Source organism: Paenibacillus hexagrammi (assembly GCF_021513275.1).
Classification (GTDB): Bacteria; Bacillota; Bacilli; order Paenibacillales; family NBRC-103111; genus Paenibacillus_E; species Paenibacillus_E hexagrammi.
Window position 1 is genome coordinate 6,176,936 of record NZ_CP090978.1, and the last position, 13,995, is coordinate 6,190,930.

Here is a 13,995-nt window from a genome sequence, read left to right on the forward strand (position 1 = left end):
AGTTCATCTATGAAAAAATTGTTACCTGTCCAACAAATCGGCGCAGTTGTATTATGTGCTGTTCTAGCTACAGCATGCAGCAATCAAGCTGCCACAAATTCCAGTACCGCAGCGTCTGCTGCTGTAACGACTTCATCTACAGCCGCGGCGACAGCAGACCAAGCTGTGGCGAGCACAGCGGTTACGAAGCAGGTTGAATATGCGGCTGAGGATATGTACACAGATTGGGTGGCGTCGAGTCCGGTCCAAATCGGACTGACCGGCTCTAGCGCGGACATCAGCGGCGCAGGAGCTGAAGTGAAAGAGGGCAATATCAGTATCACAGCAGCCGGGACGTACGTGCTGAGCGGTAAACTGGACAATGGTCAAATTACCGTTAATGTGAAAGATAAAGGAGTCGTAAGATTGGTGCTGAACGGAGTGGACCTGAGCAGCAGCAGCACATCGCCGATCTACGTGGAGGAAGCGGGAAAAACGATTATTTCCTTGCAAGAAGGAACAACGAATACCGTTACGGATGGCACTGCATATGTGTATCCGGATGCATCAACAGATGAACCGAATGCGGCTATTTTCAGTAAAGACGACCTGACCATTAACGGTACAGGCAAGCTGACGGTCCTCGGCAACTATAACAACGGTATCGCAAGCAAGGATGAACTGCGAATCACGGGTGTTACGCTGGACGTTAAGGCTGTCGACAATGCTATCGCGGGCAAAGATTTGCTAGCTGTGAAAGACGGTACGATCACCGTCGATGCAGGCGGTCACGGCTTGAAGACATCGAATGACAAAGAGGGTGAAGAAGGCTTCCTATCTATCGATGGCGGCACGATCAGCATCACCTCCGGTAAAGACGCGCTGCATAGCAGCGGCGGTGTTCAAGTGAATGGCGGGGACCTTAGCATGAATGCCGACGATGACGGTATCCACGGCGATATCTCGGTAGCTATTGCCGGCGGTACGATCGATATCGCGAAGAGCAATGAAGGTCTTGAGGCTCCGGCGATTCTCGTCTCCGGCGGGAATACGAGCTTGGTAGCCAGCGATGATGGCGTCAATGCTTCGACAGGAAGCGGAAAGACGGAGGGCGCAGGCGGCCAGGGCGGTCCGGGAGGACCAGGCGGATTCGGACAGCCGCCGCAGTTTGACGGAGCTGGAGCGGATGGTTCGGCTGCCGGTAACCCGCCTGCTATGCCTAGCGGTGATCAGCAGTCAGCAGCAGGGGCGGATGGCAGTCAGCAAGGTGCTGCTGGCCAAGGTGCAGCTGGGGCAAGCGGACAGCAAGCCGGTGCGCAGCAAGGCGGCAATGGACAGCAGGTCGGTGCACAGCCAGGCGGTAACCAGCAGCCTCCGGGCAGCCAGTTCGGGTCCTCGTCTAGCGCCATGCTGACAATTACCGGCGGATTCCTCAGTGTAGACGCTCAAGGAGACGGGTTGGATGCGAACGGCTCCATCCAAATGAGCGGCGGAACTGTGGTCGTGAATGGACCCACGGATAACGGCAACGGACCGCTCGACTATGACGGAACCTTCGTCATGACAGGTGGAACCTTAGTTGCCGCGGGCAGCTCCGGTATGGCGCAAGCTACATCCGACACGTCCACGCAATCGGGTATTATGATGACTTACTCGAGTGCTCAGCAAGCAGGTACGACGGTCCACCTGCAAGACAGCGAAGGCAAGGATGTGCTGACATTCACACCAGTGAAAATGTATCAATCCGTCTTCATCAGCACACCAACGATCAAAAAGGACTCGTCGTACAGCCTATACTCCGGCGGATCCTCCGACGGCAAAGCAACGCAAGGACTTTATGAAGGAGGTACCTACCAAGGAGGCTCGAAGGTTGTAGACTTCACAGCTGCTTCGATGATTACCTGGTTGAATGAATCCGGCGTGACGGAAGCGCGGTCCGGCATGGGCGGACCTGGCGGATTTGGCGGACACGGTCCGGGAGGCGGCCGAGGCATGCGTCCTCAGAATGGAGGAGTGTCAGCGCAGCAGTAGGGAGAAGGGAGTAGGGAGTAGGAAGAGATTGAAAGGAGGGGGCTGCCTGGTCTTAATGGGAAGCCCCCTCCTTAACACAAAAAGACGGCTTCCCGATGAGCGGGTAGCCGTCTTTTAATGATAAAAATTAAGGAGATGCGATGAGTGTAATTTGTACCGTATCGCTTGATTCTTTACCGAGTACTGTAGCGGATAAGGATAGTTGGTCGCCTACTCGATAGGCTTTGTAATCCCAATAAAATGAGTAGCTTCCATCCGTTGAAGCTGTCGTGAATTGTTGGGCCCCTGTTGTATCATTCGATAATGTGACAATGGCCCCAGGTTCGGCAGTACCTTTGAAATAACCTGTTTCCATGATGTCATCGTTGATGGTCGGTACTTCAGTCTGACCATGTGTCTCTTGTACAACCAATGAAACAGGATCACTTTCCGTCATGCCATAAGCTTGAGCCTTGAGCCATACAACATCTCCTGCCTTCAAGTGAACATAAGGTTGGAAGATTTTGGATGTTGAGAAAAAACCATCTGAGCCCGTACCAAAAGAATCGACAATGGAGTCATACTTATTGGTTAAGGTCATACTGGCGTTGCCTGAATCTAAACCCAATGAACCTTGCAGAACAAATCCATTGGTATACACAGTTCCTGTAACAGTCGGCACTGCTGTCTTAGGTGCGGCTTGTAGCGTCACAATAGTGGGTTCACTCGTAGCTTTGCCGAAGGTTGTTGCCCTAATGCTTATTTGATCACCAGCCTGAATATAACCCGCAGGAATCCAAGAAAAGCTGAAAGAACCCTCGGGAGATGCGTAAGTCCACTCACCAAAACCATTCCGGGCAACTTGGAAACTCACGATAGACCCAGGTTCAGCCCAACCGGAAAAAGCAGCCTCTGTTGCAGGCTCTGTAACAGTAGGAGATGCCGTTTGCCCGTTGGTCGCTTGTACGATAAGCGTAACAGGTTCACTTTCTTTCTTCCCATAAGCCTTAGCTGTTAATTGTAATTCCTCACCTGCAGTAAGGTTAATTAGTAGATTCTCTGCCAGATTGAAGGATGAGAACGAACCAGCTTGTTCAACAACCCATGAGGTTACATAAGACCCGTCTTGTTTCTTCAGATAAACATATGTCCACTTGTTAGCCATCCCGGGTTCTGCACTTCCACTAATATGGAGGAAATTCATATAAACGTCGCCTGTAACCGTCGGTGCTTCAGTTCGCTTAGCTGCTCCTACCGTCACTTCAATCGGCACGCTTGTATCTTCACCAATCACAGTCGCTGTAATGCTCAAATGGTCTCCGGTTTGAATCACATGGTCTGCATCAGGATAGATAGTAAAATATCCATCTGTACTGGATGCTACAGTTCTCGTATCAGTCCTGTTGGAGTCGGAGGTTCTTATGGATACAACTGCACCAAATTCAGCCCAACCGCTTATGAGAGTCTCATTGACCACATCTGTCATTACAGAGGCGGTGCGGCCTTGCGTAGGCTTTACAACTAGAACAACAGGATCGCTAGTATTGTTACCATTGGATCTCGCCGTTAGAAGAAGCTCTTCACCGGCCGTAAGCGTGACTTGAGAAGAGTTAAAATAGAGGCCAGAATGGAAACTAAATGTTCCATCTTGATTAGCGTTGGTATTATCGATATAGGTGCCATCCCGTTTTGTCAGAACAATGTTCCTCCACTCAGCGTCGGTGTCCCAATCTACTTCCCCGTTGATATCAAAACCGTTAGTAAATACTTCACCTGTTACTCTTGGTGTTGCCGTCTTGGGCCCTGCTAGTACAGTAACATAGAGCGGTTCACTTACTTCTTTCCCCAAAGCCGTTGCTGTTATTTTGAATGAGGTCCCAGCTTGAAAATACGCTGGGTAGTATTCAAAGGATCCGTCACTGCTAGCAGTGATATACGATGTATTAGAATAGACTCCACCGGATATACTTACGAGCGCGTTCGGTTCTGCATAACCTTGAATCATGTAAGATGTGTCATAGACATTGCCTGTTACTGTAGGCTTTTGGGTTTGCCCGCTCGTTGCCTGAACAATGAGAGGGATCGGATCGCTCTCTGTTTTGCCGTAAGCCTGCGCGGTAAGCATAACCTGTTCGCCTGCCTCTAAAGGGACAGGATAATAGTAGTTGTTAATCGTTATGAGATAAGAACCATCATCGTTCACGAAAGTTTGTGTGATGGAGGTGCCATCCTGCTTGCGCAAAGTAACAATGCTCCGATCATGAAATAATCCAAGGTCTGCTTGCCCGCTGAGCATATAGCTATTCGTATATACGGCTCCTGTCACTGATGGCTTGTCGGTCTTGACCGACTCTTGCATGGTAACAATGGCGGGCGTACTTGTGGCTTTTCCATGAATGGTAGCTGTCACCTTCAGTCGATCACCGGCATGATGATTATTTCCCCACTCGTAAACGCTGTAGTAGCCATCTTCTCTGGTTTCAGTTGAGTAACTTTCCCCTTCATCGAAAGTAACGGTCACATAGGACCCCGGCTCTGCATATCCGCTGACTTGACTGTTTACTTCGTAAACGGTGCTGGTGACGGTAGGCGTGAGGGCTTGTCCTTGAGTAGGCTGAACAACAACAATTACGGGATCACTTTCTTGCTTTCCAGCGACCTGTGCGGTAAGTAAAAGCTCCTCACCTACCGAAAGAGACACATGGGGCATTACGTTAATATTCGTAAGAAGGATAAAGGAGCCATCTCGTGCAATATAGTTGTCTGATACTAAAGAGCCATCCCGCTTGGATAATGTCACCTTGCCCCAAAGGTTTTCCGCATAAGGTTCCGCAGTACCGCTAAGCTTAATACTGTTAGGATACACATTACCGTCGTATGTTGGAGTCGCCGTTTTTTCCTTATACTCCGCAACCGGAACAGCAGTCACTTCCTTGGAAGTGAAGACTCGGCCGTCCTGCCACGCTTTCACGATAAAGAAGTACGGTATATCGTTTTTTAAGCCTTTAAATGAATAATTCGCCTCTTTTACAACAGCAGCGGGTTGTTCATCATAAGATCCGCTAATCGTAGAAATATAAACTTCGTAGGTTACGTTAGCTGCAATAGGATTCCACCACAAGTCTACCTGACCGTCAGCTGCTCCCGCTTGAATAATTGGAGCAATGTCTACCGTAACAGTCGCGGTTTTCAAAATACCACCGTAGACGAGTGAAATCGTCACCGTTCCCGGACCTATTGGTGTGATTTTTCCATCATTACTTACTCTTGCTACACCGACATTACTGCTTGCATAATCGGCCTCTGTGGTTACGGACCTAGAAGTGCCGTCCGAGTAGTTGGCAGTAACATTCAATTGACCGATTTCATCGTAGCTGTGCAAGACGATTGTATTCGGGTCTACTGTCAAGGATTGTAAAGAGGGTTGTGCCAGGACAGTAATCACATACTCAGCATCACGAGTGGCATTATTTCTGGACAAGGTAGCTGTCAATACGACCGTTTCATTCGCCGATCCAACCGCAGGACGAGTGACCAGGCCGTCGTTGCTGACAACAGACGCTTTGGAGGACTGCCAACTGATGTTTACGCCTCTGTTCGCATCGGATACGGGCAGCCCTACCTGTTGCGTAACGGAGTTGTTCGAATCTTTATCAGCAAACTGAATCTGCAAGTCACGAGCCGCTGCTTCTAGCGCCAGGCGGTTAATTTCTTGCTTCGCTTCAGCCAACGCTGTCGTATAGCCGGTTATGTCCTCTTGGCTTACTCCAAGCAGGATAGCATTGTTGGCCATGATTTCAGCAGCGGTTATTTTCCCGTCAACCTCAGTAGAATACTGGCTAAATGTACCGATAGCCGCGATGGCGGATACCGCTTTATTTTTCAAAGTATCCGTTATGGATGGAGGGACTTCGACCACAACGCCGGGCTTCGCAGTAAGCTTGATCGATCCGATGGTGTCTGCATCGCCTTGCAAGTTAACATTGCCATCTAGCTGGATCGCAGATATTCGCCCCCCCGCATTGGACAGATTCAAGGTTGAACCTTGAGCTGCTTCGGATACGGTAAGAGATGTAATGTTGCCTTCGCCGGTGAGTGCAATTTCGGATTTAGCTGAAACATTCACATGCTGCAGCGTAGTTCCTGCTGCCGCGATAATGGTTGCTTTGGCTCCTACATTCAAACTGGTGACGGATGTAGTTCCTCCGTCTTTAGGAGGGGCGATCTTGATTTGCGTGCCTTCTCCATCAATTTGAATGTCCCCTTTTAGGGTCCCCCGCAGCTCAACTTCTTGTCCGCTTGCCGCAGAGCCGATCTTGATCATGCCTAGAGTGCCTGCTGTAGACTCAATAATGACCTTGGACTGCACATCCAGATCCGACACATCTGATCCCGATAGGGTTTCGATACGTACTGGATTGGTTTGGTTAGGTGCAGCTACTCTAAGTGTTTTGATAATGGTGTTCTTCAACTTGATTGAGTTCGAGCTGCCTGATGCGACAACGATGCTGCTTGCCTCTACGTTTTGCAGCAGGATTTCCCCATTTTCACCAGGATCCAGTGTTAGTGTGCCTGTAACAATCGTTTTTGGCTTGTCGTCAGTAGGACCAACAGTTCCTGAGGATGTGACGGTCAGCGAATCAAAGGTTCCGCCACCATTAATTTTATCTAGGTCGGTCAATATTGTTGGAGTAGGAGTTGGGGCTGGGGCTACACCACCACCGCCACCACCACCACCGAAGAAAGATGAGGTTCCAGTAACAGTTTTTCCTGTATCCTTACCCTTATAGGTCAGATGATACGTAGTGCCTGATGTTTGGTCTTTAGTCGTGAGGACTACAACCGTTTTGCTGCCTGCTTTGAGGGCAGCTTTCGTGACAAGCAAGTTCTGATCGAAGGTAAAATCTTCAGCACGAACTTCCGTGACTTCCGCTGTGAAAGTTACCTCCATACTTGTGCTGCTGGTCGATTCAATCGATGCCACCGCAAGCTCATCGTTGTGCACAAGCTCTTTAGCTTTATTGATGTAGGAATTCTTATTCGTTCTGAATTCATAAGCCAATCTTGCTAATGCTTGTCTTTGTGCCTGCTCATTCGGACTGAATGTCAGAGTTCCGTCATTGCTTTCAACACCATTGATGAAGCCGATTTGAAAAGCAAGCGATACAGCGGGTTGCGCCCAACTCGACACTTTCTGGTAGTCCGCTAGTTGTGCAGCGGCATTTGCGGTTTGAGCGGATTTCTCCAACCCCATCGCACGGATGAAGAAGACGACTAATTCTTCTCTGGTTATATTGGCATCAGGAGAGAACGTTGTCGCCGAGGTTCCTTGCGTGATGCCGCTCTGAACTAATGAGCCAACGTAGCCTGCATACCAGCTGTTGCTATCCACATCGGTAAAGCCGGAAGCTTGATCTACATGTTCCTGTAGGCCAAGGGATAGGACGAGGATCTTAGCGAGCTCTGCCCGAGTCATCGCTTTCTCAGGCTGGAAGGATCCATCCTCATACCCGCTGATTACCTGGTCGTCGGCCAGGCTCTGAATTTCCTTCTGTGCGTAAGAATCCGTGATATCCTTAAATGCGGATGCTGTGGTTTCAGCACCTATAGCCGCGGTTGGTATCAGGATGCTAATGAATAACAAACACACGAGGATTGCACTGATCTTGCTGCGTATTTCTTGGGAAAGCATGTTTCTCCTCCTACTATAAAATTATCAAAGAGCAAACTGTACTCCATCTAGTAAACTGAATTCGTGACTGTAGATAGATTGAATACAGTAGATATAAGCATTATATACTAGAGTCGCTTACAAAAATATAACAATTTCGACAAAATCATCTTATGAAAAAATCCCCCGCACTTGCGCTTGTATGAAGTATCATACAATACAAAAACCGGCCCCCACATCATCACGATGCAGGGGCCGGTTCTCATCTATACAGCCTTACCGGACCTCCGGTCCGATACATAACATCCAATTCCTACAAGTATCGCCAGACTCACGAGTACAGCTCCGACCCAAGGCAGGGAGGTGAGCGACAGGTGCGTGATCACCGCGCCGCCGATAAAGGCGCCCGACGCATTGCCCAGGTTACCGGCAGAATGACTGGAGGTGGACGCCAGAGCCGGCGCTGATTTAGCAAGACTCATGATGCGCACCTGCATGCCTGGGAAGACCGCGAACGAGGCCGCTCCCCATAGGAAGATGGTGACAACAGCTGCAGCCGGGCTGTGCACGGTAAAGGTAAACAGGGTCAGCAGGATGCAGATGGACAAATAAATGCCCAGCACCGACGGCATCAGCTTCCAGTCTGCCAGCTTGCCGCCAACGATATTGCCGATGGTAACTCCGCATCCGAACAGCACGAGAATCCAAGTCACGCTGTGCTCGGTAAAGCCGGTAACCTGTACCAACAGCGGCGTAATGTAAGTAAACACGCAGAACAATCCGGCGTTGCCCAGAACAGCAATAATGAGAAAGAGCTGCAGCTTAGGATTAACGAGAGCGCCGACCTGCTTAGCGATACTCATAGGTGCGTCCTGCTTCATTTGCGGAATGAAGATCAGAATGCCGATTAAGGTGATCGCACCCATCAAACCGATGGTGCCGAAGGAAGCCCGCCATCCGAGATGCTGCCCAATGAAGGTTCCGAGGGGGACGCCGATAATATTGGCAATCGTAAGACCGGCCATCATAATCGAAACGGCTCCTGCCCGCTTATCTGGCGGGACCAGCTTCGAGGCGATGACAGCCCCTACGCCGAAAAAGGTGCCATGAGTTAAGGCTGTGATGAGACGGGCTACCATCAAAACCGTGTAGCTCGGAGCTACAACAGAGATGACGTTACCGAGAATAAACAAAATCATAAGCAGACTTAGCAGCTTCTTCTGGGGGATTTTCTGAGTAAGAAGCGTGAGAATAGGCGCACCTACGGCTACTCCTAGCGCATACATCGTGATGAGCTGCCCAGCCGCTGAGATGCTGACATGCAGGTCATTGGCGACATTCGGCAAGAGTCCCATAATGACGAACTCCGTCATGCCGATGGCGAAGGCCCCCATAGTCAGTGAGAGCAGGGAGAGCGGAAATGCCTTTTTGGCCGGCGCCTGCCGGACCGCTTTTTGAGTTAATTCCATGATGTCTACGTTCACCTTTCTATCCATAACATAATGTATAATTCCAAGCAGCACGTACCCTATTATTCAGCTTTCCATGCTTGGAATCAAGATGTTTTTGCAATTGGAAAATAAAAGCGACCCGGGAGACAGAGATAGAATCCGAGTCGCAGTTTATGGGAGTAAGAGCTAGAAAAGAAGCTGATCCGGGTCCGGACCGTAGCGGTGGTTTTGATTCATTTGATCCAGCTTAGCCATATCCTCGTCAGAGAGTGTGAAGTCGAAAATGCCCGCATTTTCTTGAATACGCGCTTGGTGTACCGATTTTGGAATCGTCACGACGCCGTGCTGCAGGTCCCAACGGAGAACGATTTGGGCAGGTGTTTTGCCATGCTTGGCAGCGAGCTCCGTAATTTGTGGAAAATCCAGATTCCCTTTCATGATCGGAGACCATGCTTCCAGTTGGATGCCTTCACGCTTGCAGTATTGCAGCAGCTCCTGCTGATTCAGCAGCGGATGGAACTCGACCTGATTGACAGCCGGAATCGTATCGCTGTCCTGCTTTAAGCTTTCGAGATGGTGAATATTAAAGTTGCTGACTCCGATCGCGCGAATGTATCCGTCCTTTTTCAATTTTTCAAAGGCCTTCCAGGTCTCTTTATATTTATCCTTGCCAGGCCAGTGAATCAAATACAGATACATGTAGTCCAGGTCCAGCTTGCGGCGGCTGTCTTCAAAAGCGCGAAGCGTAGACTCATAACCTTGATCGCCGTTAGCCAGCTTGGTGGTGATGAACAGCTCTTCTCGTGCAATGCCGCTCTGTTTGATCGCGGTGCCTACGCCGGTTTCATTGCGGTAGCCCGCAGCTGTATCGATCGAACGGTAGCCTGCCTCAATGGCATGACGAACAGACTGAATGACCTGACCGCCGTCCTCTACTTGAAATACGCCTAGTCCCAGCCAAGGCATACGCACACCATTATTCAATACCGTGCAGTCGGTAATTTGCTGAATACTCACAATCATTCCTCCTATGTAAAAGGGTTGAATTTCATTATAGTAAACTCCATTTCCAAATGTAAGAACGGAAAAAAGGTTAACTAGCTTACCTGTACCATACCACCTTACCTGGAGGTTACTGGGGGGAGGAGGCAAGAACCCTGCAAAAAACTCAAAATACTATACGAATATCCTGCTACCTACTATGATAGTAAGGGTAGATGATTAAGTTATGAAGGAGATTTACAATGGATGATCAGAAGAAGGAGCTGGAAAAGGTACAAGAACTGCAGCGATTATCTACCATTGGACAAATATCTGCAGGTATTGCCCATGAGATTCGGAATCCTTTAACAGCAGTCAAGGGATTTCTTCAACTCATGCAAAAAGAACATGACAGCCGCTATTGGGAGATCGTCAACTCCGAGCTGGAGCAAGCCATTTCTACGGTGCAAAACTTATTAGTTGTATCCAAACCGGAGCTGAACGATGAGAGCTGGAGCAACGTCAACATGTGCCAACTGCTGGAGAGCACGTTGTCCCTCTTTGAGAATGAAATGTACCGGGTTAAGGTCGAGAAGCGCCTCTATAACACGAATTCTATCATTAGCGGGAAACGAAACCAGCTGAAACGTGCTATTTTTAATCTATTAAAAAACGCCTTTGAGGCCATTGAGGGGGAAGGCTCCATCACTTTGGAGCATTACAAGTCCGGTGATGAGATTTGTATACATATACGCGATTCTGGCAAAGGCATTCCAAGCGATAAGCTTAAGCACCTTGGAACGCCCTTCTTTTCGACGAAATCAGATGTAGGGACAGGCTTGGGGCTATCGCAGGTATATGCTGCCTTCTACGAGCATAAAGCAACGATTAGCGTGAAAAGCAAGGAAAATAAGGGCACCGAATTTATTATCCGAATGCCCCTATCACAACGTTCGATAGAGGGGAGCAAACCAATGAACTTACATATTGAGCCGAATATGGAGGTAAGGGATTTTTTTGATGCCAACCGGCAGCATTTTAACCGTATGCTGGAGGTCGAGGCTCAAAACTGTTTCGAAATCGTATCTAGTCTTAAGTTTGTCACGACGCAGGATTTACTGGACCATGCTAATCAGATTCTATCTCTTGTCCATGACGGAATGACGCAAGAAATTATTCGGCTGGCTCAGGAGCGGGGCCTAGTATGGGCTAAATCCGACGTTCCCATCATGACGAAGATGGAATGGTTCTATGCGCTCCGCAGAGTCATCTGGCTATTCCTGAAAGAGTATCATTTAAGTACCGGAATTACGCCGGAGGAAGCGTTTGAACTGTCAGACCGGATCAATGACGCATTAGATAATTTTATTATCCAATTTAATGTCATTTTTACGAAGTATCGAGATGATGTCATTAAATCGAAACAGGCTATTATCGATGAACTTACGGTCCCGTTAATTCCAATCTTTAATCAAATCGCCGTGCTGCCGCTGGTAGGCACATTGGATGAGTCACGTATGATCAAAATTGAAGAGAAGCTCCTTGAAGAGGTTGAACGAAGAAACATTCAAAAGGTATTTATCGATATGTCGGGTGCTGTGCTGTTAGAGGCAGATATCTTCAATCAAGTCACTCGCCTTATTGAAGGTCTTAATCTTCTAGGCTGCGCAACGGTTTTGACCGGAATTAGTGCTAAATTAGCTAAAGTGATTCTCGATTTAAGTCCAACGATTAAGGAAAAGATCATTGTCCAGAGTACACTTCAACAGGCTTTAATTAAAGAAACGCACATGATGAAGGAATGAGAGCCTTGGAATGAATGGATGGCAGCATGGATGCCGGGTAGGTTGGAGGAGATTCATATGAAAAAGAAAATTGGCTGTTTGCACGCCCATTATTCGAACATTGCCTATATCGAGCAGGCGTTTGAGGCCTATGAGGTGGAGCTGGTCCACTTCGTTGACCCGGGTTTAGTATGGCGGGTTGGACATGACAAGGATTATACCTACGAGGCAGCTAGGGGAAAATCTCGGGAGCAGCTCCAGTGGGCCGCATCCTGTGGCGTAGACGCTGCGCTGGTCACCTGTACGAATTATATTGCGCTCTTAGCAGAGGAAGAGACACATGTCCAGGTGCCCGTTATCAACATCGATGAGCCATTCTTCGCATCTCTATGCGAGCACTCGCAGCCACAGATTGTGCTGTTTACCAATCCAGCTACTGTAGAGGGGACAATGAGTCGCCTTCGCGCCTGTGCGGCTGCATGGGGCAAAGAGCTCCAGGTGGAAGCGCGGGTGATGGAGGGGGCTTTTGATCTGATCATGAGCGGCAGGCAGGCGGAATATACCGAGACCTTGGCCGAGTACCTGCACCGGCTCATCGAGTCGGAACCAGATAAGGCCGTCTCCGCTGCTCAGCTCTCGATGGTACTGGCTGCGGACCGAGTCGGGCGGGAGACTGGAAGAGTGATCGGGCATCCGTTAGCGTCTTTGCAGACTTATGCCGTAGAGAGGCTGGGCTTAGCACTCAAGCTGAGGTGAGTGGAAAGGTGGCCGATTTGCGCTACTGGAGTGACATAACAACCAATACATCATGTTGAATGAGTCCATGAATTAGTGATGTCTACACCGCTCGAATAATAGCTCTACGGCTCGTAGCGGAGTATCCTTTACCCAACGACATGCAAAAGACAGCCCGCGGGCTGTCTTTTTGTCTATTCTTTCGCTTCCAGACGGGCGAGTTCTTTGCGTACGATAGGCGCGACCTTCGTGCCTAGCAGCTCGATGGCATGAAGCACCTCACGGTGAGGCATCGTGCCGACGTTCACATGCAGGAAGAAGCGGGTAATGCCGAGATTCTTGCGCAGGAGAAGAATCTTCTCTGCAACATACTCGGGGTCGCCGACATACAGAGCGCCTCGCAGGCTGCGTGCTGCGTCAAAGGTGGAGCGGGTGTAGTGCTGCCCCCAGCCGCGCTCGCGGCCGATCACGTTCATTTGCGCTGCTGTTGGCGCAAAGAAAGACTCCGCAGCCTGCTCGGTCGTATCGGCGACAAAGCCATGCGAATGTGTCGCAATTTGCAGCTTGCTCGGGTTATGACCGGCCTGAACGGCTGCACGTTTGTACAGGTCGACCAAGGGAGCAAAACTCTCCGGCATGCCGCCGATGATCGCGAAAGCGATCGGCAGCCCCAGCATCCCTGCCCGGACAGCAGACTCCGGGTTGCCTCCGCTGGCAATCCATACGGGGAGCGGGTCCTGAACGGATCGAGGGTATACGCCAAGGTCGCGAATGGCTGGGCGGTGGCCTCCGCGCCACGTCACCTTTTCTGAGGCTCGGATCGCGAGCAGCAGCTCCAATTTTTCCTCGAATAATTCGTCATAATCCTGCAGGTCATAGCCAAACAGAGGAAAGGACTCGATGAAGGAGCCACGGCCTGCCATGATCTCAGCTCGCCCGCTCGAGATACCGTCCAAGGTAGAGAACTGTTGATAGACCCTGACAGGGTCATCTGAGGAAAGGACGGTAACCGCGCTAGTCAACCGGATCTGCTTCGTCATCGCCGCTGCTGCAGCAAGGACCACAGCAGGCGCGGTGCCTGCGTAATCGGGACGGTGATGCTCACCGATCCCATAGACGTCCAGGCCGACCTGATCGGCCAGAACGATCTCCTCGACGGCATTGCGCAGCCGTGCTGCTTGGCTAATGACCGCTCCGGTTGCCGGATCCGGGGTCGTTTCCAAAAATGTGCTGATTCCTATTTCTATGCGGCTTGCCTGATCGCTCATGGGTCGTTGCCTCCTTTTTTTATCATTTTACTACTTTATCGTTAGCTTCTCAAATTTAGTAAGTGAGAGGTACCCTTCTTGATACTGACTTACAAAAAGGTAACTACTTGTCATGC

7 protein-coding genes are annotated in these 13,995 nt (G+C 49.8%); 3 read left to right on the top strand and 4 right to left on the bottom strand.

Features of this window, described 5'->3' with window-relative positions; translation table 11 throughout:
• Positions 1 to 9: 9 nt before the first annotated feature.
• On the top strand, positions 10 to 2,010 hold the full coding sequence (locus tag L0M14_RS28390; protein ID WP_235119744.1) for a carbohydrate-binding domain-containing protein: 2,001 nt from the start codon (positions 10 to 12) through the stop codon (positions 2,008 to 2,010).
• A 127-nt stretch (positions 2,011 to 2,137) separates the two neighbouring features.
• Here L0M14_RS28390 and L0M14_RS28395 read toward each other — a convergent pair whose 3' ends face one another.
• From L0M14_RS28395 to L0M14_RS28405, 3 genes are all read right to left on the bottom strand, one after another.
• Positions 2,138 to 7,681 carry an S-layer homology domain-containing protein gene (locus tag L0M14_RS28395; RefSeq protein ID WP_235119745.1) on the bottom strand — a complete coding sequence of 1,848 codons (5,544 nt, stop codon included), beginning with the start codon at positions 7,679 to 7,681 and terminating at the stop codon, positions 2,138 to 2,140.
• Between the two features lie 245 nt (positions 7,682 to 7,926).
• Positions 7,927 to 9,129, bottom strand: coding sequence for an MFS transporter (locus tag L0M14_RS28400; RefSeq protein WP_235119747.1), 1,203 nt, complete (start codon positions 9,127 to 9,129; stop codon positions 7,927 to 7,929).
• Between the two features lie 168 nt (positions 9,130 to 9,297).
• Positions 9,298 to 10,134 (bottom strand): aldo/keto reductase, encoded by an 837-nt coding sequence (locus L0M14_RS28405; protein ID WP_235119748.1) that lies wholly within the window; start codon positions 10,132 to 10,134, stop codon positions 9,298 to 9,300.
• Positions 10,135 to 10,355: 221 nt separating this feature from the next.
• Between L0M14_RS28405 and L0M14_RS28410 the strand changes: the two genes are divergently transcribed.
• Positions 10,356 to 11,897: an ATP-binding protein gene (locus tag L0M14_RS28410; RefSeq protein ID WP_235119749.1), complete on the top strand. Its 1,542-nt coding sequence runs from the start codon at positions 10,356 to 10,358 to the stop codon at positions 11,895 to 11,897.
• A 57-nt stretch (positions 11,898 to 11,954) separates the two neighbouring features.
• Complete coding sequence (locus L0M14_RS28415) at positions 11,955 to 12,632, top strand: hypothetical protein (protein ID WP_235119750.1); 678 nt, start codon at positions 11,955 to 11,957, stop codon at positions 12,630 to 12,632.
• 173 nt (positions 12,633 to 12,805) lie between these two features.
• On the opposite strand, the gene L0M14_RS28420 is transcribed toward L0M14_RS28415, so the two are convergent.
• A complete protein-coding gene (locus L0M14_RS28420; RefSeq protein WP_235119751.1) occupies positions 12,806 to 13,879 on the bottom strand; it encodes an LLM class flavin-dependent oxidoreductase in 1,074 nt (357 codons plus the stop codon).
• Positions 13,880 to 13,995 lie beyond the last annotated feature (116 nt).